Genomic DNA, 22632 nt, shown 5'->3' on the forward strand with positions numbered 1-22632 from the left:
TCACCGCCCGGAGCCCGCGGTCGAGTTCGGGAACCCCAGCCCCCGGGACTTGAACGGGCCCAGGCCGAATACGGGGTTCGGCGTCCGCCCGGGGTAGCCCTCGCCGGGCCGCCCGAAGAGCTTGGTGCGCCAGTTCGACGCATTCGGATCGTCCAGCGCGAGCGCCTTGTCGGGGCGCGACTGCGATTCCGCGTGCGTGTCCGGCGTGGACGTGGCGCTGCTGCGGTAGGGGCGGATGGGCGGGTCGACCAGGATGGTCTGCAGGTTCTGCTTGCGGGCCAACTTCAGGAACGCGTCCGGGGTGTAGTGGTCGGCGTGGTCCTTCTTCGGGTCGTACAGCACGTACGCGCGCTCGCCGTCCCGCAGGACCGCGTCCACGCGCATCGTGTGCCCGAAGCGCCACACCGGCGCGCCACCCTCCCGGCGGATCCGGTTCCAGGTCTCCTCCGCACCGAGTTCCCGGTGCCAGTCGGCGAACTTCTTCTCCTGCCTACCGCGTCCCGCGTCGTAGATCGTCCGGTGCAACGCCTTGCCGTAGGTGACGTCGTTGACCGAGGCGAAGCGCCGGAACGGCCGGTCGATCAGCATCAGCGGCGCCGAAACGGCGAAGCTCCGGGTCCAGCGGCCGGGGAAGCGCTTCTCGGTCAGCACCTGGATCTCCGAGCCGCGGCCGGTGCCCAGGTCGAGGAGCGCGGAGAGCTTCTGCATGGTCCGGCCCCACTCGCGGCTGATCTGCGCCCACGCCTCGGGGTCACGCTGACCCGCCTTGACCAGGTCCAATGCGCGTTCGTGCAGCTTCCCGAAGGTCGCGTCAGCCGCGTTGACGCGATGGGTCACCAACTCGCGGATCGTGCGCCCGAACAGCTGATCGCGCTCGTCGAGCACGTTCGCCCACCTCGGCTGCGGGTTGTCCCTCATGTCGTGGATCTGCGCCGAGAAGTTGCGGCCCACCAGCAACAGGCCCGCGATGGTCGGCGCCTTGGCCATCGCCCCCGTGTTCAGGGCGGCGGTGACGCAGGTGGCCAGGAAGTGCTGCTCCTCGTGCCCGCTGGCGGCGAACAGCGAGTCGAGGAGCACCTCCTCTCCGCCTGCTTTCAGCAGCTCCTTGAAGAGGCCGTCATTCCGGAGCGCCTGCCGCGCGTCCGGGTTGAGGTTGATGAGCGACACCTCGGCGAGCCGGTGCGCCAGCGAGGCCCCCGGGTCGTAGTCCGAGCCCGACAGGAGCGAATTCGGGGCGGTGAAGGGATTCTCGCCCGAATCGAGCCGCGTCGCGATCTCCGCCAACGCCTCTTCGAGGCGGTAGGGCGTCAGCGTCCGTGCCTCATGCCGCTGCACCAACGCGGTGTGGTCCAGCTCGGCCAGGTCGCCGCGAGCTGCCTCACGCACCGGCACCAGTGACGCCGCGAGCACCGCGTCGTCGATCCAGGCCCGCAGCTTGGACCGGTCGGGCTCGGGCAGGCCGTCGATGTTCGAGCGGATGACCGCCATCGCCTCGCGAACACCCGGCATGGCGGCGATCTCGCGCGAGTAGTCCTCCAGCGAGCCGCCGTCGGCCAGCCGCTCGAACTCGGCCCGGATGTGGCTGTTCCGCTCCGGTGCCAGGACCAGTTCGGCGAGCACATCCGGCTTCGATTCCTTGCCGGACAGGGCGTCCCAGATCTGGTCGGACAGATTTCGGCTCGCGGCGGCCGGCTGCGCGTGGCTCGCGGCTTGGTCGCTTCGGCTCTCGCCTACCTCCGGCTCGTCGCCGTCGGCTTGGTCGTTCCCGTCGAACCGCCGCCACTTGCCACCGGCAGCGACGTTGCTGGAAGGCGCGCCGCTCTGCGAGCCGGTGGAGATCTTCTCGGTTGGGGCGTACATCGGTACGTCGCGACCGGTGAAGCTCGCGCCTGCCCGCTGGAGCTGCCACGCAGCACCGTCCGGACCATCGAGCTTCCCAGCTGAACAGCAGAAGAGCCCGAAAGCCTGCGCCCCCTCGGACAACGCCTCCTGGAACACGCCGTACTTCTCGAGCACGACAGCGAGCGTCGTTCCGTCGACCCGGAGCCGCTGGTCGTTCCACTTCCCGTCCGGGGACGGCAGGTGGACCGCGAACGCCTCCGGCTTGCCGTGGGTGACGATGAAGAAGGGCTTCGCCCCGTCCTGCACCCACGGCGTGGGCTTCGGCGTCAGGTCCGGCAGCAGCCTGGTCAGGCCGTGGTCCTGCTCCTTGGCCCACTTCTGATAGAACGCGTTCTCCTTGTCGGGGAAGTACTCGTCGCCTTGGCGGTCGGTCATGAGCGAGACGCCGATGGTGTTCCCGTCGGCACCGGTCAGCCTGCCGATCCGGACCTCGCCCACGTCGAACGGGTGCAGGCTGCCATCGAGTTCCTTGCCGAACAGCCAGGTCTTGTGGAACACCGAGCCGTCGCGGTTGCCCGACTTCTCCGCGCTCCTGGCCAGCAGCAGGGTCGAGCCCGAGGTCTTCCCCTCGTTCGCACTGCGGAACAGCTCGGACTGCTCCACGAGCTTCCCGAAGTTCGCGCGGTCGACCTGCACCGTCATGCCGTTGTCCAGTTTGACCTGGAACTTCCCGGCCTTGGCTCGCATCTCGACCACGAAGGGGTTGATGCCGTCCGGCAGGCGACGGCCGATCAGCTTGCCGGCACCGCCGTTCTCCGCCCACCCGAGGCTTTCCGCCACCTCACCGGGCTTGGTCTTGAAGGTGACGCCGATCGTCTCCGTGCCGTCCGCACCGGTCCGCGTCAGCGGGGTGAACTCGACGTGGGCCGAGGAGAACGACACCTTCTTGCCCAGGTACGTGCCCGTGATGTCGTTCTCGCTGCGCTTGCCGAAGAACATCCGCCACTTCGACAACCGCTCGCCCCGGGCCTGGTCGTCCACCGCCGACGACGAACGGTCCCCGCCTCCACCACGGGCGTCCGGGTTGTCCGCGAGCTGACGGGTCCCCGGTTCGACACCTTCGAAGAGGACGTCCACCGGGAATCCGGAACCGTCGGCGAATTCCCGCAGGCCGGCGGCGAATTCCCGGGCGGCCTGATCGCCCTCGCTCTCGTAGACCCGGCCGACCATCTGGACGTAGTCCTCGAACGCCCCGCCGGTCAAGGTGTGGAGTCCGGCCTGGGCCGCGATCATCCGAACCGCCGACGCGGTGCCGCTGTTCTCGCGCGGCGGGCCGGGCTGCTCGGTGCCCGACGAGCCTTCCGGCTTGGCCATCGTCCCGGATCCGGAATCCATGTAGAACTGAACGTCCCGGGCTACCGTGTTTTTCGAGACTTCGTACGCGGATGCCTTTGCGATGGCCACATAGGTATGGCCCTGCTCGAACAACTGCCGCCACCGCTGCAGCTCCGCGAGGCGCTCCGGCGTGCCCCGCCCCGGCAGGGGTTTCCGGCCTGCCGGAGTTCCGGCCGTCTCCTGGTGGGAACCGGACAGGTCAACGTCCACGAAGTCCAGGTCCGCCAGCAGATCGACGGGACTGCCATCGATCTCGCTCGCCGACTCGTTCAACGGCGAGAACGCCGCATCGTGAGTCGTCCGCGCCTGCTTGGCGGGCGGGGCGGCCTGCTCGTAGGACGCCGGTCGCTTGGTTCCACCCGCGCCTGCGTGCTTGGAACTGGTCGATGCCTGGTCTTCCTGGGACGACTGCAGCGCGTCGGACGAGTCCCGTCCCCGGCCGAGCAGGCGGCCGCGCGGCGGGTAGAAGTCGGCGAAGTGCTCCGCCAAGCCGCGGGCGAACGCCAGGGCCTCCGTCGGGCCGTCCTCGCTCAGCACCTTGGCGATCATCGCCAGGTGCCGCCGCTCCAGGAGCCGGTCCGCCTCGGTCACGTTGAGGCTGAGCCGGTGCACGCCCGCCTGGTCGGCGATCCCCCGCACCTCGCCGGACGGCAGCGCATCGGGATTCCACTTGCCCGTGGCCGCCCATTCCTCCAGCGCGTCGAACCGAACTTCCCAGCCGGAGCGCCGGTCGGCCCCGGCCGTCGTGTCGAGCCCACGCAGATCCAGGCGCAGCTCCTTGATGATCCGCGCGAATCCCTTGGTGTCGGAGTCGACCAGAGCACCCGCGAGGCGCTCGCGGAACGCCTGCAGCCGGGATTCGTCGACCGAAGGACTCCCACCATCGGCCTTGACTTCGGCGCTGAACGCCCGGACCTCCAGTCGCACCAGCGACTTCACCGCAGCAGCAGCATCCTTCTCCCGCTGCGACGGCCGCTTCTCCGCCGAAGACCCGTCGTCCTGACGCGATTCCGGATCGGCATCCCGGCCGGAGGGCGTCGGCTGCTCCTTCCCGGCGTCCTGCGCCGACGAGGACTCGCCCGGGCCGTGCACGTTCGACTCCGGCCGGGCACCGCCGAGCAGGCGGACATTGTCGTCGGGATCCGCCGGGATGTAGATCGCGTTGTCGTTGGCCGGAACGTTCTCCGACGCGACGACCTGCTGCACCGGCCCGGCGACCAGATCACCGATGCCGTCGTCGTCCAACCCACCAGCATCGGCCTGATCCGCCCAGCCGGCGAAGAACTCTTCGGGATCGATCTCCTGGATCTGGTGGTCATCGGCAGGTCGGTCCCCGGACGCATCGCCGCTCGCCGCGGCGGCCGACGACTCGGCACCGGGCAGATCGACGTCCACCAGGTCCAGCTGCGCGATCCAGTCGCCGGAGCCGTCCCCGCCGAGATCGTCCACGCGATCCGTCAGCGGCGAGAACGCCCCGGCACCGAGCTCCCGGAACCGCTTCGCGGACTCGCCGGATTCGTCATCGGTGGCGCTCCGCTTGGCGGCACCAGCACTGGCCTGTCCTTGCTGACCGGTGGTCTGGCTCGTCGGCGGCTGCCCTCCGGCACGCTGCGCATCGCGTGCCCGATCCTCGGCCACCACCTGTCTGATGTCGGCCTCGGAGAAACCGCTGAGCCTCGCGATCTCCGCGTACGAGATGTGCCGTTTCTGGGATCGCCGGGCCAGCTCGGCCCTCCGATCCGGGTCGGCCAGCAATTCCCGCCGCTGCGCCGGCGACAGATCCCGCATCAACCCCCAGTACCACGACGCACCGCCGACCAGGTTCCCATGGCTGTCTCGCTTGGCCCTTTCCTGCGGGCTCGAAGCCTCTTTGATCAACGTCCTGATCTCGTCCTCGGAAAGACCGGTCGACGTCACGATCTCCTGGTAGGTGTCCTTGCCCTTCACCTTCCGCCGGTGAAGTCGGCGAGCCAGATCTGCCCGCTCATCGGGGTTGTCCAGCACGCTTTGCCGGCCCTCCGGGGACAAGCCCCGGAAGCGTCGCCAGTACCGCATCCCGTCGAGGATCGAAGCGCCCAGCGATCTGCCCGTCTGCCTCGACGTCCCGGCGTTGTCCGATCCCTGCGAATCCTGCGCCTGGTTCGGGAGCCCGCCGAACAGGCGGCCGCGCTGCGAATAGAAGCCGGAGTACTCCGCCAGGCCGCGGGCGAGCGCCTTCGCGCCGTGCTCGCCTTCCTGCTGCAGCACGTGCTGGATCATCGCCAGGTGCTCGCGGAACCGCTGCTGCTCCTGCCGGTGCCACCGGCCCGCCTCACCCTCGGTGCTGATGTTCAGCGCAGGCTGAACGCCCGTAGCCCGGGCGATCGCCAGCACCTCACCGGACGGAACCGCGTAGGGGCTCCACTTGCCCTTCGCCAGCCACGCCAGCTGCTCCTGGAACCTCCGCTCCCACAAAGCCGCGGCACTCAGCGGCGCGAACTCCGGGCTGTGCAGGAACGCCTGCTGCTTGGCGCCCTCGACGAATGCCGGCAGCGGTGCCGGCACGACGTCGCGGACGCCCGCCGTGAACTCCTCCTCGTTCTTGCCCAGGTACTCGAAGCCGTGGACGTTCTCGTAGCCGACCCCACCGGGGAGCGCGACCTCGAGTTCGTGCGGCTTCGCCGCGCTCGGCCCGAGCGTGCCGTTCACCCAGATCCCGCCGGGCACGAAGATGCGGTACCGCCAGCCCTTGCCGGACATGCTGATGTTGGACCGCAACGACGTGCTGACGTAGATCGACGCCTTGTTGTCGGCGACGTAGGACAGGAGGTTCGCGTTCTCCCCGCTCTTCGGCCAGAATCCGCCGGCCGACCGGATCTCGCTCGGCGGCCGCATGTCCGCGCGGTACACGTAGAGCGGTCCCTGCAGGTAGACCAGCTGCGCGGGAACCGCGTCCCGCAACGGCACCGACCGGTCGAGGGCGGCCGCGAGGGGGTCGCCGGCTGGGGCGTACCGGCTGAGCCGGTTCGGCACGACCGCGTGCCATTCACCGATCCGGGTCGTGGCGAAGGCGTTCGCCCCGGGCTCCTTCGACAGGTACCAGTGGTAACTCCCGTCGAGCAGCTTCGCATGGACCGCCAGCCGGTCTTCGCCGCCGATCGGGGTGAGTTCGACATGACCGCCGAGGTCGGCGGTTCGCCGCCACAGCCCGTCCGAACTGACCTGGACGACCTGGTCACCGCGCGTCTCCGGGGCTCCCCACCGCTCGACCTCGGCGTGCTCGGGGATCTGGGTCAGCTTGACGTAGCGGGCCTTCTTCTGCGTCAGCTGGATGGCGTCCCCGCCGGGGAGGTCGTCCGGGTCCGCGAGGACGTCTTCCTGCACGACGTGCCCGGTGGCCTCGTCGAAACGGATGATCTTGCGGTACCCGGAATCGGCATTGCTCTGGTGGCGGAATTCGAGCAGCAGGGCGCCGTCCGCATCCCGGCTCCACGTCCCGAGGTGGGCCGCGCCGAGGCGGTCGACCAGCAGCACGCGGTCACCGGCCCGGTCGAGCCGGAAGTGGCCGACCGGGTCCGTCGAGTTCTCGTGCCGGAACTCGGTGCGCTCCCCCCACACGGGGGTGTGCGCCACCGCGGCCGCCGGGTTCTCCCCGGCGCGCGCCGCTGCGGTGGCCGAGGACTCGGCCACCTCCTGGATACCGGTGGGTTCCGGCTGCCGCGTGCCGGCCGACGACGCGTCATCGCTCATCGTGGACGATTCGTCGATCTCGCCGAGAACGACGGTTGACTCCACTGTGGATCCCTGCGGCGGTCCGCCTTGCTCCCCGGCTTGCGTGGCGGCCGCGGCACCCTGCGACGTGGTGTTCTCCGGCGGGGCGGAGGAGAAGTTCCCAGGCCACAACCGTGCTGCGCGCAGCAGGTCCTCCGGCGAAATCGGCTGCCAGCCGTCCTGTTCGCTGCGGGTGCGGAGCCCATCGACCAGTTCTTGCAGTTCGCCGGTCACCTGGCCCTCGAAGTGGCCGGTGGTCGCGAGCGCCGCGAAGTTCCGCACCGCGGTTTCGACGGTTTCCGGGCCGGCCTGGAGCGCCTGGAACTCGCGGAAGAAGATCCGGGTCAACTCGCCGGTGAGGCCGCCGAAGGCATTGCCCAGGCCGCGCGAGAGGTCGCTGAGCAGGAGGTGCTGGCCCATGCTGTCCAGCCGCAGCCCCAGGCCCCGGGTGTAGTTCACCGCACCCTCGAACGCCCTCGGCTCGCGCAGGCCGAGCCTGTCGAGCCCGCCGCGCATCCACTTCACCCAGTCGTCGTCCATGCGGCGGCGCAGCTCCGCCGAGAACAGCATCGCCAGGTCGCCCGGCCGCGCGTTGAGGACCAGGGAGGCATGGAGCAGAGCACCCGGATCGAGGTGGAAATCATTCGCGACCTGCGGAACCTCGGTGGGGATCCAGCCGAATCGCAGGGCGAAATCGGCGAGCATGCCCGGGTGTAGCCCCAACTCGAGCAGGTCCCGCAGCGGCGGCACATCGCGGGAGGCGTCGAACCACTCCTGATCGGCCAGGACCTGCAGGCCCTGCTGCTCCAGCCACTGCAGGGGAGCGTCGGCCGGGGACTGCTCCGCCTGCCGCGCGGCTCCCTCTTCCGCCGACGTGCCCGCGGCGTCGTCCGGGGTCGTCGGTTCCACGCCGGCTCCCTGCAGGACCACCTGCCCGTCGCTGACCGACACCACCTGGAAGGTGGTGCCCGCCGGGATACCGACTCGCCCGTCCAACAGCGAATGCGCCGACTGCAGGTTCGTCCCGGGCTGGGACCGGAACACGACCTTCGCGGTGCCCTCGCCGGGGGTGGCCGAGCCGAAGGCGGCGGTCGGCAGCCGGAGCTCGGCGCCGGGCCGCAGGTCGCCCAGCCAGCCCGCCCAGCGGATTTCACCGTGCACCTCGTTGCCGTGGAACGGCGGGAACTCGCGCACGCCCTGGTTCACCAACGCCTCGACGAGCATCGCCCGCGTCCGCTGCCGCTGGAGATCGCCGGTGAAAGCCGGGTATGCCTCGTGGATCTTGCCCGAGGCGGCGTGGTTCGCCGCGACCAGCGCGGCGTCCAGCGGGCCGCCGCTGCCGAAGTCGGCAACCGCGTCATAAACGTCGTAGAAGGCGTCTTCGAGCTCTTCGGAGCCCGTCCACATCCGCTGGTAGTTGGCGGCATCCAGATTCTGCGGCTCGAAGGCGTCCGTGACGCGCGCTTCGACGAGCTCGGTGTCGTGCCACTCGTTCGCCCAGGCGATGTCCTCGACCAGCTGATCCCGCAGCGCGGCCAGGTCACCGCTCAGCCGGGTGTAGAGGGCGACGCGGTCGTTGAAGCCACCGATCTCCAGGTACTGGTGCAGGTCACCGGCGAGCTGGTTCAGCGCGATGAGGTCGGCGGCGTTGATCGAGTCGTCCGCCGCGAACGCCCGGACCAGGTCGAGCAGCAGCCCCTCGTCGAAACCACCGCCGGCGCGCAGTTCCCGGAGGCGCTCCGGCGAGACGCCGAGTTCGAACGCGACCTGCTCGTCCAGGTCCTGAACGGCGTCGCGGATGGCCTCGACCAACGCGTCCTCAGTGGCCGGGTCCGGCGTGGTGCCCTCCGCCAGCATCTCCCCCGACCAGGCACCGCGCCGCCGCAGGAGGTTGGTCAGCGTGATCATGCTGGTCAGGCTCTGGTCCGGCATCGAGCCGCCGGCCGCGCCCCGGTAATCGGGGTTCACCACGTGCAGGTCCGGCAGGCCCTGGAACCGGGCGGAACGCAGGTGTTCGCCGCCGACCTCCAGGAACGCGATCTCCAGCTCGTGCGCCTTGTTGGTCGCCAGGCCCAGCGTGGCGTTGACGTCGATCCCGCCGTGCGGCGTCACGATCTCGGTCTGCCAGCGCGTGGTGTTCTGGGAGAAGTCCGCCGCGCGCGAGGTCGAGACGTACATCGACTTGTAGTTGTTGTTCACGTACTGGGCGAGGTCCTGGTTCCGCCCCTCCGCCAGGTCGTCGGGTCCGCTGTCGAGACCGCCGGCGGGCAACCAGTTCTCCGGGTTCTGCGAGCGGAAGCCGCCCGGGAAGTACTGCTCCGGGCTGCGCCCGTCCACCCGGTACAGGACTTGGCCGTCCGTCCGCCACATCGGCGGCGGGAAGATCCGGTCGGTGTGCCCCTGGTTCGCGGCATCGCCGGGCGGCTGCGGACTCGCGGCGGGCGCGACCGGGTGGTGGCTGCCGACGTGGGCCGTCAGGAGGGCCGTCTCGGTGCCGCCGAACCAGTCCGTCAGGTCGTTCCGGTAGAACTTGTACTCCGCCAGCAGGGCCGAGTCCTGGACCTGCCCGAACTCGGTGCGGAACTGGGACGGCCGGTGCAGCCGCCCGGTCATCTGCTCGCCGTGGTTCCCCTCTTCGACCAGCTCGATCGTGATCCGGCCCTGCTCCCCGTCGGCCGTGCGGCGCCAGCGCCCGTCCGCGGACAGCTGCGTGACCGTGCCGTCGTCGGCGACGCTCGGCGCACCCCAGCGCTCCGAGACCTGGCTCGGCGAGATGTTCTCCGGCGCCGGAATGTGTTCCAGGTGGATCGAGGTCACCTGGAACGCGTGGACACGGCCGGTCGCGTCGATGTCCACGTGCTCGTCCGCGGCGAAGGACAGTCTGGTGATGCCGCCGGGGCGGGGCGTCTGCTCGGTCACCAGGTGCGCGGCGCCCAGCACGTCGATCAGCAGGGTGTGCCCGTTGCCGGACAGCAGGATCTCGACGTCGAGCGGCTCGCCGTCGTCGGCGCGGCTCAGCCTGCCCTGCCAGCCGCTCGAGGTCTCCTCGGTCGCCCCGACATTGTTGTCCACTGTGGAGTCTTGCAGCGTTTCCGACTGCTTTGCGGACGTCGGATCGACGTGGGTCTGGGTCGCCTCCCCGTCGTCCGGCGACCGGTTCAGCTCCGCCATGAACTGGTCGACCAGCGAGTTGACCGGCTCCTCGTTGCCGGTTTCGTCTTGCTGCGCCGCGATTTCCTCGCCGGAGGTCGCCGAGTGGAGGTCGCTGTCGCCCGGCTCGTCGGAGCTGTCCTGCTGGTAGGTGCTGTCCGAAGAGACGCTGCTCTCCGACGACGTCTCGTCACCGGAGACCGCGACTTCCTCCAGCACGATCGGCTCGACGCTCGTCACGCGGAAGGCGCTGCCCGTCGGCGCCACCGGGTACCCGATCAGGCCGGTCTCGTGGAAGTGCAGCCATCCGGAGGAGTGCGGCAGGATGGTCGCCTCGATCAGGTTCGGGTCCGCTGTGCCGGGGGCGACCCACCGCGTCAGCGGCTCGTTCAGCACCAGCACGTCGCCCGGCTCCGGCGACGCGTCCAGCCCCACCGGGACCCGCATGTCGAGAACCGGACCGTTGTACTGCGGGGAGCGGCGGATACCTGCGTCGACCACCGCCGCCACGACGAGGGCCGCCGGGTCGCCGCCGCGATGCCGCGCCCAGAAGTCCGGGACGACGTCCTCGATCAGGCCGTCGGCGTACATCGCGGCCGCGACCAGCTCGGTGACCTCCCCGTCGGTCGCATCGGGGTGGTCCACCCGCGTGGATCGCGCGTACGCCTCGAACCGCGTCGGGTGCGCGTGCGCCTGGAAGAACGCCCGGTCCAGGTCACCGGCCTGGTAGCCGCCCTGGATTCGGTTCGCGGCCGTCGGCTGGTACCACTCCCGCATCCACTGCTGGAGCCGCGCCAGCTGCTCGGCCGCCTCCGGCTTGGGCTGCGAGTGGAGCTCGGACAGCAGCGGACCGGCGAAGACGTGCAGGTCCAGCAGCTCGGGCAGCGCGTCTCCGCCCAGCCTGAGGTGGTCGGCCAGGGTCAGCAGCTCGTAGGGGTTCGCGTTCGCCTCGACCGCCTTCGCGCGGAGCTCGCCGAGGTCGTCCAGGCCGCTTTCGTACCAGGCGCGCAGGGTTTCGGGGATGTCCTCCCGCCCCTGGAGCCCGGCGGCCAGCTCGGGCAGCGGAATCCGGTTCGCCACCTGGAGTTCCAGCAGCAGTCGGCGGGATTCCGGCCCGAGCCCGTGCCGGTCCGCGAGGTCGACCAGGCCGCCGGCGTCGAAGCCCGGAACGGTCCGCTGTACCAGCGTGAGCCGGCCGGGGGTCACGTTCAGCTGGCGGGCCCGCCACGCCTCGATGTGACGCGGGTCGGCGCCGTCGAGGGAACGCCCGCGCACCTCCAGGTACCGGCCGAAGTCGGCCAGCTCCTGGGGCCGGACGCCGTAGCGGGCAGCGTTGATCACCGCGGCCAGGCCGTTCCGCAGGGTGGCACCCCATCCGCGCGGGGTGCCCAACCGGCCGACGCCGTCCAGGCCGGGCAGCTCTACGCCCTGGTCGCGCAGCCTGGCGGTGAAGCCCCGCAGCCAGTCAGCGTCGCGGGTCAGCAGGATGTCCGCCGCCACGGCAGGGTTTTCGTGGCCCGCCAGGCTGTGCATTTCGCGCAGTTCGGCGCCGAACGCGTCCAGCACGGCGGGCTGCACCCGGAGCGTACGGGCGACCCCGAGCAGGAATCCGGCCTCCTGCGGCGGGATGCCGTTTCGTGCCGCGATGTCTCGCAGTTCGGTGGGCACCCGGTGGAGCAGTCGCGCCGAGTACGACCGCAGCACCGGGTCTCCCGCCGGGAGCCCGAGGTCTGCCGCGAGCTGCGCCAGCCGCATGAACGCGTCGTTGCCGAGGGTCTCTCGCGTCGAGTCGTACTGCTGGCCGGTCATCTGGTCCAGGAGCGCGTGGGCCTGGCCATCGAACGGCTGCCAGCCGTGGGCGGCGACGAGTTCGTCCCAGGCCAGCAGGCCGTCGCCGAGCGGCTGGGATCGGAAGTCCGCGAACCCGTTGATGCCCGCGCCCTGGATGAACCACATGGTGTTGAGCACCGACAGCGGGTCGCGGCGTGCGCCGTCCGATTCGCCTTGGACGATGTGGTCGACCATGGTGAACAGCCAGTGCCGGTCCGCGTCGGAGGTCTGGCCCAGCAGCACCGCGATGTCCTGGAGCTGGGCCACGAACGTCGCGACCTGGTCGGCGTCCCCGGCCAGCGCGTCCAGCGCCGGGAAGAACGGCCGCAGGAGTTCGGGGCCGATCAGTCCCAGCTCCTGCGCAGCGGTGTTCCTCGCCGCGAGCGCCGCCGGAGTTCCGTCCTCGGCCGTCCCGTGCTCGGCCGCGTACGGCGACGGGTCGTCGGACCCGGTGTCGTGCTCGGCCGAGTAGGACGGCAGCACGCCGTGCTGCGGGTCGTTCTCCGAGTAGGCCGGGAACGTGCTCGCCAAGGGCTGCTCCGGCTCGGTCGGCGTCGCCGCCGGGTCCGGCTCGCCGACTCCGTCGTCCTCATTGGACTGTTCGGCGGACTGGCCGGTTTCCGCCGCCTGGTCGGGCGAGGCGGCCTGCCGCCACTGCCGCACCAGGTCGGCCAGCCGGTCGTCCGCCAGCGCGAACAGGGTGCCCTGCGCGCCGCGCTCACCGGCGAAGGCCGCGAAGGCCGGGTAGTCCACGAACTCGATGCCGTGGCGTTCCAGCATCGAGGCGAACTGCCTGAACTGCCCTTCGAACTCGCCCGGTTCGATCGCGTACCTCGGCAGCCCGGCGTTGAACAGTCCCAGGGTGATCTGCTGGATGTTCTGCCCCTGCCGCAGCGCAGGCACGACGAGCAGGGCCTCGTGCGGGCCGATCATCAGGTCCTGGGCCGCCCTCGCGAGCGCGGCCGGTGCCATCTGCGCGGTCGCCGCGGCCTCGGCCAGGCCGGTCGGGATGCGGCCGAGATCGTTGAACCAGCGCAGGAGGTGGCGCATCTCCCGGGAATCCGGGGCGACCCCGACCGCGCGCATCACCTGCAGCGCGTCTTCGGCGCGGAACCACGGGGCCGCCAGCTGGCCGTGCAGGCTGCTGTGCAGGCCCTTCGCGATGAGCGTCCCGGCCACCGCGTCGGCCAGGCGCAGGCGCGGCGACCGCTCGTCGCCTGCGCCGGTCTGCGGCGACAGGATCGAGCCGATCCGCGCCGTCACCAGCAGGCTCGGGTGGACGCCGGCGCGGGTCGCGACCTGCAGCACGGCCTGCTGCGACGCGCCGAGCTGCTCTGCGACGGCCGACACCGCCTGCGCGATGTCCGCGTGGTCGTGGGAAGTCGCGTAGCGGCCCAGGGACAGCCGGTCTTCGGCATCGAGCTCCAGCGAGTGGGCCAGCGTCGCGAAACCGATCGCCTGCCGCGAGGAGATCTCGGTCTCGGAACCGAGGCCCAGCAGCCAGCGCGCGACGAGCTCGCGCGCCGAGTCCGTCCCGGCGGAGGCGAGGTCCTGCGGTGTGCGGCCGGCGTCGGCGAGGTACTCGGTGAACCGCGCCAGCGCGGCGCCGTCCAGGTTCGCGAGGCCGGTGAACCAGGACTGGTGCTCGGCGTCGAGACCTTGCTCCCGCAGCAACCGGATCTTGGGACCGTCGGTGCCGTAGTCGGGCAGTGCCGAGAAGTCGGTGTCACCATTCTCGACCTCGGCCAGCTGCGGCTGGTACTGCCCGGTCGCGTTCGCCTCCGGCGCGGGCGTCGGCTCCTGCTGGCCGTCACCGTCGGCCGCCGAAGCGGCATTCTCATCCACTGTGGACGGCCCTGCGGTGGGGTTCAGGGCCGCTTCCATGGCGCCGACCAGGTCCTGGTTCGCACTGCCGGCGCCCTGCTCCTCCCCGGTGGTGTTCTGGTTCGCAACCGTGTTCTTCGGGGCGTTCTGGACCGGCGAGTCCTGCTGTCCGGACGGCGTGGGCGTGATCCAGTTGCCCCCGCCGAGGCTGAGACTGCGCGGCGCATCCCGGTTGACCAGCAGGCTGACGTCGAAACCGTCCCGCAGCATCTGCTCCAGGTGGACCGACCGGAACTGGCCCGGCGCGACCGGCACCTCGGGCGTGTTCAGCAGCCAGCTCGCGATCAGCGACCGCAGTCGGTGGCCTCGGGGGCGGAGGAGGATTTCGAGCCCGTCGAACAAGCCCGGCCCGCCGCGCAGCAGGTGCCCCCAGCGGCCCAAGCGCTCACCGGCACGCGCCCCGGCCAGGGTCAGGCCGTGCTCGCCCAGGTACGACCGGAACGATTCCAGATCACTCCGGCCCAGCCGCTCCTCCCGGCCGAGCAGCCTCAGCCGGTCGCGGAAGATCTCCAGGTCTGCCGACCGGAGCCCGAATTCGTCGAGCAGCTTCGCGCGGGCCCCGGCCAACTCGTCCCCGTCGTTGACGGAGACGAGCAGGTCGGGGTCCGCGTCGGCGAGCCGCTGTTCCCGGGCAGCACCAGCGCTGGAGGACTCCGCCGGGTGGCCGCCCAGGTCGAGGCCGGAGTTCGGCGAGTCCGGCTCGAATCGCGCACCACCTGGCAGCCCACCGCGGCTTGGGATCAAATGCTTCTTGATCTCCGGCAGCAGATCGTTCACGACCTGCGCCATCCTGCCCGGGTTTCCGGCTCGGTAGGCCGCTTCGTAAGCGTTCAGGAAGTCGCCGCGGATCCAGCCCAGCATGAGCGGGCGGAAGTTCGTCCCGGACTTCTTGGCCTCGTCCAGGACCGCCCGGTACAGCTCGTCGGCCGCGTCCTGGACCCTGCCCTCGACGACTCCGGAGGCGATCACATCGCCGGTGTCGGCGTTGCGCAGGGAGTAAAGACCGTCTTCGCCGATGGTGTGCTCCAGCCGCGCTTCCGGCTGGGACAGTTTCCCGGCAGCCGGAGGATGCGGCTGCTCCGCGTCGTCCTGCGTCTTGACCTTGTCCTTGCTCTCCTTGTCAGCGGAAAGCTCGGCGTCGTCGTGCGAGTGCCCGGCCAGCCAGGTGTCCTCGTCTCCGCCGGTCCTGCCCGGCGTTGAGGACTCTTCGGTCTGCGGCTGCTCGGTGCGCCGCCACAGGAACTCCCCCGTGGTGTAGTCGAGGATCTCCACGATGTCGCCGGCTGGAATCTCGCCGACGAACGCGACCTCACGCTCCGCACGGAAGGTCATCGCCTGGGTGTTGTGCGCGCGGAACGTCTTCACGACATCGATGCCGGGCTGGCTCGAACTGATCGTGTAGCGGTACTTGCGCGCCAGGTATGCGAAGTCCGGGTCGGTCGTCGTCGACACGAACTGCTTACGGCCCTTGCTGAAGACGTGGTCCTTGAGCGTGCTGCCGGCGTTCCGGTCCACCGCGCGGAAGCCCTGCTCCTTCGGGGTCAAAGGTGTGGCATCGGGACTGAAGTGCGCCTGCAGGTCGTCATCGTCGAGCCACCGATACACCACCCGGCCGGGATCGGTCAGCACAAACCCGTTCTCGATGTCGTCGGCGTGCAGCAGCTTCATCTTCTCGCCACCGAAGGGCTGCTTGACCAGCTCACCGGACAACTCCTCGTGGGCGAGACGCAGTTGCTTGGCCCACACCTCGACGGGGTCGATATCCCTCCCCAGGCTCTTCGCCACCCGGAGGAGGTCGGCCACCTTGCCGGACGCGGTTCCTTCCGGATCTGCGGCCAGTTTCACCAGTACGTCGACGGGCAACCCGAGCCGCCGCGAAACCTGCTCCTGGACCTCCACGAAACCACGCGGCGGCTCGGGCACGTCGTAATGCGGGGCCTGCCCCACGGGCTGCTCGGGATTTTCGGAGTCCTCGATGTCCTCGTACTGCTCGGCGGTCCCAGTGTTCTGCGGAGCATTCGCCCCCTGATTTTCATTGCTTGGCAAGCTGTTCTGATCGTCCTCATCGGACGACGAACGTTGATCGCTCTCCTGTCGACCGGACGAGACGCTCCCGTCCTCTTCATCGGTCAGCTGCTGGTGGTCGTCTTCACTCTGCTCCGATGTGTCGTCGGCCTGGCTGTGGTCCGATTCCTCGTCCTCAGCCTTGGTCTCGTCCGGCGGACTATAGGCCGGCGGCGCATCGGTCGGTTCCTCGTACGGCGGGTTGTTCGCGGCATACGCGGGGACCGGGGCCTGGAAGACCGCATCCTGTTGCGATCGGGGGCTGGTGATGCGGGCCCGGTCCGCGTACGCCTCCCATGCCGCCGGGCTGGTCAATCCGCCTTCGGCCATCCAGTTGCGCACCTGGTCGAGCCATTGGGACCGGTTCTCCAGCCCCAAGCCGGGGTCCAGCGCTTCGACGGTCAGGTAGGCGGCCAGGTGAAGCGGCTCGACACGGAGTTCCGCGGCCGCCCGCAGCAGCGCCGCGGGATCCCACCCACCCCGCTTCGCCACCAACGGAAGCTCGTCGGGCACCCGGCCGATGGCACCGGTCAACTGCCCGAGCAATCCGGCATCCAGCCCGGAGTCGACAAGCCGTCGCAGGCGAGCGACGTTGCGGTCATGGAGGAGTCGCGTGTCCCCGGCCAGCTGCGGGAAGGTCTGGTCCGCCCAATTCCGTTGCCGCGAGCCGTCATCGGCCAGCTGCTGCCACCAGTCGCGCGCGGCCCGAGACGCCCCACCCGTTGGCCTGGGGTTGGTCTGGTAGTACGCCTGGAAACTCGCCAACTCACCGGGCCCGACCATCGGCAAGTGGCTCAACAAGCGCAGGTCAGTCGGCCGGAAGCCGGTCAGATCCAGCCATTCCCGGACGGTGCGCGCGGCGAGCTCGCCGGGCTTGGCGACCCCCGTCACCTTGCTGAGCCAGGACACCCGCAGCTTCGGGTAGCCGTCGAAGGTGTGCGGGCTCACCTCGAGCCCCCGCGTGAAGTCGAGCAGCTCGGTCGGCCACATGCCCCGCTTGGTCGCCAGCGGCAGGAGGTAATGCGCGTTCGGGTTGGCGCGGAGCACATCGGCCATCTCGTTCACCAGCCGCTCGCGCCCCGCCCGGTCCAGCTCGGGGTTCCTGGCGAAGCGCACCATGAGATCGAGGCTGGTGGATCGGAACCGGCCAGGCTCGACGCCGAGCCACCAGCTCGCGACCAGCGACCGCAGCCGGTTCCCACGGGAGTGCCCGAGGAACTTGACCGCTTGCCACGAGCTCAGGTCGCTGTTCGCCAGATGACCGAAGCGGCCGTAGCTCTCCGCGGCCCGCACCCCGTCCACCGTCAGATGGTGGCTCTTCAGGTAGGTCACGAACGAGTCCAGTTCGGACCGGCTCAATCGCGGAACCTGCTGCAACCCAGGTTCTTCGAGCAATTCCTGGACGGCATCGAGGGTTTTCTCGTCGTGCTGGTGCAGATCCGGCTGCTGCGTGGCGGTATCGAGGCCGGCGAGTTCTGCGGAAATCCGGGCCCGGATCTGGTCTGCCCACGCGGTCTCCGGGTGGACGCCGGACTTCACCAGCTCGTTCACCGCTGCCTGGACGTCCAAGCCCTGGGTGTAGGGCTCCAGCTCGGCCTCAGTGCGCCCCAGCCGAAGGGCTACCTGCCCACGCACATCGGCGAAACGCCACTCCGGCGGCCGCTTGGTGTCCCGCTGCGACTCGGTGCGCTGCTCCCGGGTGGCACCAGCGAGGGAGGTCTCGGCCCGATCACCGTCCAAGTGGAGGCTGGAATTCTGCGAGTCCACGCGGCCAGGCGCACCACCCAGCAGCCCGTTCTTGGATTTCGCGAACTCCTTCCAGCGCTTCAAGCTCTCCTCTTCTTCGGAAGGCTTGACGTTTCGCATCGGTTGGAAAGCCGGCGACTCCAGTTCGAAGATCGCCGTGAACCGCAAAGTGTCTGTCCGGGTGTGCTGCGGGCGGTTCTGGCCATCCGTCCCCTGTGGCGTGTTGCGGGGCAGGTGTTCCGCCTCGCCGGTGAGCTCATGGATGCCGTCCAGCAGGTCCGGCACCGAGTGGCTCCCCGGGGTCAGGCCCAGCTGCCAGCTCGCGACGAGCGCACGCATCCCGTAGCGCTCCGGGTTCTTCAGGATGGCGAGCTTCTGCCGGAAGCCCAGCCCGTCCTGCCCCAGCTGCCCGAGGCCGCCGAACCGCCGCGCGCCGCGCGCGGAGAGGTGGTGCTCGGTCAGGTAGTCCTGGAACGCGACCAGTTCCTCGTGGCGCAGCTGCTGGAAGCCCTGCTCGCGGAAGACTTCGAGGTCCGCCAGCACCAGCCCGTACTCGGCGAGCGCGATGCGGCGATCGGGCACCGACAGCATCGGGCGCAGCAGGTCGAGGTCGTGCACTTCGTCGTCGTGCACCGGCACGTCCCCGGGCTTCCACCAGCCCAGGTCTTCGGCTTCCTGCCTGGTGATCGTCACCGTCATGCCGCCCTGCCGGTAGGCGGAGTCCTGGAACGCCCGCGGGTCGTGGGCGCGCAGCTTCGACTTGGCGGTGACGGTGTACTCGACGTCCAGGTCGAACACCAGGCGGTCCTGCGGACCGAACTCGGTGCGGCCCTGCAGCTCGTTCGCGTTCGTCTCGTCCGTGCTGGCCCCCTCCTTCCCGGCCAGCGACGCATCCGCGTAGAAGAAGGCGGGATCCGGCGCGGTCGCCGCGCCCGCGCCCGGGGTCTGCCAGGCGAGCCGGGACTTCACGTCGGACTCGGCCTGCGACGTGATCTGACCGTGGAACCGCTCGTTGCGGGCCGTCCGGATCTCGACGCCCTTGTACCTGGGGTTGAAGACCCGCTGGTTCACCTGGGTGTCGACGTCGGTGGCGAAGGTCTTCTCCCCGAGCCGCATCCGGTGCCGGTGACCACGCCCCATGGCCGCCGCCAAGCCGCCGGCGAGCTTCAGCTGGGCCTTGGCCTCGTCGATCTCGAACTCGAGCGTCGTCACGTCCCGGACGTTCGTCCGCTCGCCGTCCAGCAATCCTCGAACGACCGCTTGGACGCCGCGGACCTTGCCGACGATCTCCGTGGCCCGCAGGTGGCCCCCCACGGTCTCTTCGAGGTTCGCGATGCCCGCCAGGGCGTCCCCGGCGTTCCGGATGCCCCTCGTCAGGCCCTTGACCTCGCGGCTGGTGCGCAGCGCGTTCTCGGCGCTCTTGATGTCCTTCAACGCCTGCTCGGCGTCCCGGATGGCCTGTCGTGCCCTGTCAACGGTGTTCTGGATGTCGCGCAGGGGCGCCTCGGCGTTCTGGATGTCCTGCAGCGCCTTCTCGACCTGCGCGTGAGATTCGGCATCCTGGATGTCCTGGATGCCCCACCCGGTGTCCAGGACGTGCTGCAGGGCCGTTCCAGCGTCCTGGACGGCCTGCGCGAAAGCCTCGGCGCCCCCATCGCGTCCCAGCCGCGCTGCTGCCTCGCGGATGTTCTGCACGGCCGCCTCGACGCCCTGGACGGCCTGCGCGAATTCGTCCCGCCCCTCGACGTCCTGGACGTTCCGCAGCCCCTCCGCCGCGTTGTGGATGCTCTGCACAACGGCTGCGGCATCCTGGATGTTCTGCAGCGGAGTCTCTGCATCCCGCATGCCCCGCAGTGCCTGCACGGCGCCCCGGATGCCCGCCGTCAGGCTCTTGGCTCCCCGGTAGTTCCGCAGCGCGTTCTCGGCGTCCTTGATGCTCTGCTCGGCCGTGAGCGCGTACTCGATGACCTGCGCGAGGCTCCGGCCGTCTCCCAGCCCCAGCATTCCGTCGCGGACGCCCTGCACGGCCGCCTCGACGTCCTGGACGGCCTGCTTGGTCGTGTCGGCCGACCGGATGTCCCGCAGGGCAGTCTCGACATTCCCGATGCCGCCGAGCGCCTTCCCCGCCTTGCGGATGCCGTCGAGGGCTCCCCCCAGGTCGCGGCCATCGTTGAGCAACGCCTTCGCGTTCGTGCTCATCAGCTGGTAGGACAGCCAGTTCCGCAGCTGCATCCGGCGCGGGCTGGCGGGTCCGAAGGCCCGCTTCGCCTGGCTGTCGTAGCCCAGGCCGGACTTCGGCGCGCGCGAGATCACCTTCTCCACGAACTCGAGCACGTCGCCGAGCCGCTGGTTGGTCACCAGCGCCGTCTTCGCCTTGTGCAGCTGGCCGGTGACGTCCCGCTCGCCGTCGAGCCGGCGACCGGTGAGCAGCGGCTCGGTGGTGCTCGACTCTATGTCCAGCAGGGGCTTGGGCATCTGGAGCGTGGCGAAGCCCGTCTTGGTGGCGTTCTCGCCCAGCGGGATGGACCGGTGCTCGGGGTTGCGGTAGGTGCTCGAAATGCCGGCGTTGGTCACGGTGTTGAGCAGCGCCGCGTGTTCGGTGTAGGAGAACAGCTTCGCCTCGAAGACCAGGTCGACGCCGACGCGGACGTTCTGTCCCCGGTTCTCGCTCCGGTCGCCGTGCTGGTAGGAGTCGCCGGTCGCCACCTCGACCGACTGGTTCGGGAAGCCGATCGACAGCGAGGCCGCCGGGCCGGTCGGACTGGCCGCGGTGTGGTTCGTGGTGATCAGCGGGTTGAAGAGGACCCCGGCGCCGAGGCTCTTGCCCGATGCGTACTGGGACTCGTTGCCGTAGACGGCCTGGTGCTCGAAGAAGCTGCGCCCGTCCTTCAGCTCCGTGACCGTGGCGTTCTTGTCCCAGCCGTCGGGGAGCTTCGCCTCGAAGCGCAGCTCGACGTAGTGCGTGTGCCCCTTCCAGTCCTTGTACTCCTGGAAGATCGACACCCCGCCCTTGAGGATCTCGAGCTGCGTCGCGCGCATGTCGAGGGCCGACAGCTGCTGCACCGTGTTCGAGTTCAGCGCGACCCAGTGCTTGCCCTCCTGCCACGCGTCCGGCACCAGCTTCTTGCGGTGCTCGGCGAAGATGTCCAGCGCCCACTGGGAAAGCGGCACATCACCGGCCGACATCTCGAACAGGCCGACGCTGGCGTCCACGGAGTTGCCGACGTCGTCCAGCGCGGGCACCGGACGTTTCGTCGTGACCGCCGCCTCGGCCTTCTCGATCAGCGCGTTGGCCGCCTCCTCGGTCATCACCGCGAGGGCCCCGTCGCGCTCCAGGTAGCGCCGGGTCTCCGCGCCGCCGCCGATCTTGTAGGGGTTGAAGGCCTTCCAGTGCGACGGCCTGCCCCAGCGGTACTGCTGGGCCTCGGCCTGGTGCTGGTCCAGCTTGTCGAGCTTGACCAGCACGTACTTGACGTCCTTGCCGGTCTGGAAGGTGACCTTGCTGCTCCCCGCGATGGCCTCGCTCGAACCGCCGCTGGACTGCCAGCTCAGCGCCCCCTCCACGTCGAGCCCCAGCGCGCCGATCTGCAGGCTGCCGCCGCGGTCGAGGTCCGTCGACTCGCCGTAGGACACGCTCCGGCCCAGCTTCGAGATGGCGGAGATCGAGAGGTTCCGGGGATCGACGTAGTCGACGATCCTCGGCCGGTGGAACGTGGTGCGCAGGTTCTCCTGGTGCACGCGGTCCTGCAGGTGGCCTCGCCGGGTGCCCATGGCGATCACCTGGGGGCGGAGGTGGCTCGCCATCGACGCGTTGCCGACCAGGTCCGGATCGGGCGCGACGTGGAACTTCGGCCGGCTGGTCCACGGGAGCTTGAGCAGGTACGGCGTCCACCACGCCTTGGTCTTCTCGGCCGCGTCCCGCTGCATGGCGGGCGAGTTGTTGCTGACCCGCTCGAAGTTCGCATCCCCGCCGTGGGTCAGGACCACCATGTTCTCGACCGGCACCGCCGAGCCGAGGTCCGGGGCGAAGGACTCGATGCCGGTGCCTTCGGGCACGAGCACGGTGGGACCGGGCCGGAACTCCGCCGCGTTCTTCCCCATGAAGTCCGGCACCCGGTAGTCCGCCAGGGCGTGGACGGTGTGGTTGCGCAGCTCGTGCGGCTTTCCTCCGCGAGTCACCTGCACCGCGACGTCGAAGTCGAATTCCCGCCGGATCTCGATCGCCGGGCCCTTGTAGCTGACCTTGACCTCGTCGGTGGCGGTGGTGCTCGAACCGGAGGTCGTGGTCCGCGAGGCGGAGAGCTGTGCGGCGACGTTGCCGTTGAACCACGTGGCCTTGAGCGGGCCTTCCGTGAAGGTTTTGAACCGGTTCCGGATCTTCAGCGAGAGGCTGCCGTAGATCGTGTCCTTGAGCTTGTTGCCCAGGGCGATCTCCGTACCCCGGTTGCCGGAGAGCTCGGCGTGGTCGAGGTGCTTGGCGGTCCGCACGCCCTTCGGCGTGCCGGTGACCGCCACGTCGAACCGGTAGTCGCCGAGGCTGAACTCGACCGTGTAGGCGTGCTTCTTGCCCGCCTTTCGGCGCTGCTCGTCCTCCTGCAGCTGCGAGAGGATCTTCTGCCGCTCCGCCGCGGTGAGCCGGACGCCCTTGGCCAGCCTCTTCTCGAAGTCCTGGAGCGCCTCGTCCACCGGCTTGTCACTGCGCACCGGCAACTTTCGGCCGCCGACCTCCACCTCGGTGTCGATCCGGTAGCGGCGGATCGCGAACTTGTTCTCCGGCTTCGCCGCGCCGTCCCGGGCCGCCGCCAGCTCCTGGCGGATCCTGGCGCGGTCGACGTCGGAGAGCTCGATGATCTGCTTGGAAACGCGGTAGTCGAGCTCGCTCAACGCCTCCGCCGCGGAATACCGGCTGTTCGCGCGGAGCTTCGCCCCGCCGATCTCGACCAGGACGTCGACGGCGTCGAAGATGTTGCG

General features: G+C 69.8%; 1 protein-coding gene (only partly in view). It reads right to left on the reverse strand.

From position 1 onward, the window contains the following. Positions 1–22632 carry the 3' portion of a hypothetical protein gene (locus tag AB0H93_RS36475; protein ID WP_358579582.1) on the reverse strand. 13851 nt of this gene lie beyond the right edge of the window, so the window shows 22632 of its 36483 coding nt (coding positions 13852–36483); its start codon lies beyond the right edge, outside the window — the gene reads right to left on this strand; it ends in the stop codon at positions 1–3.

Source organism: Saccharopolyspora sp. NPDC050642 (assembly GCF_040654735.1).
Classification (GTDB): Bacteria; Actinomycetota; Actinomycetes; order Mycobacteriales; family Pseudonocardiaceae; genus Saccharopolyspora; species Saccharopolyspora elongata.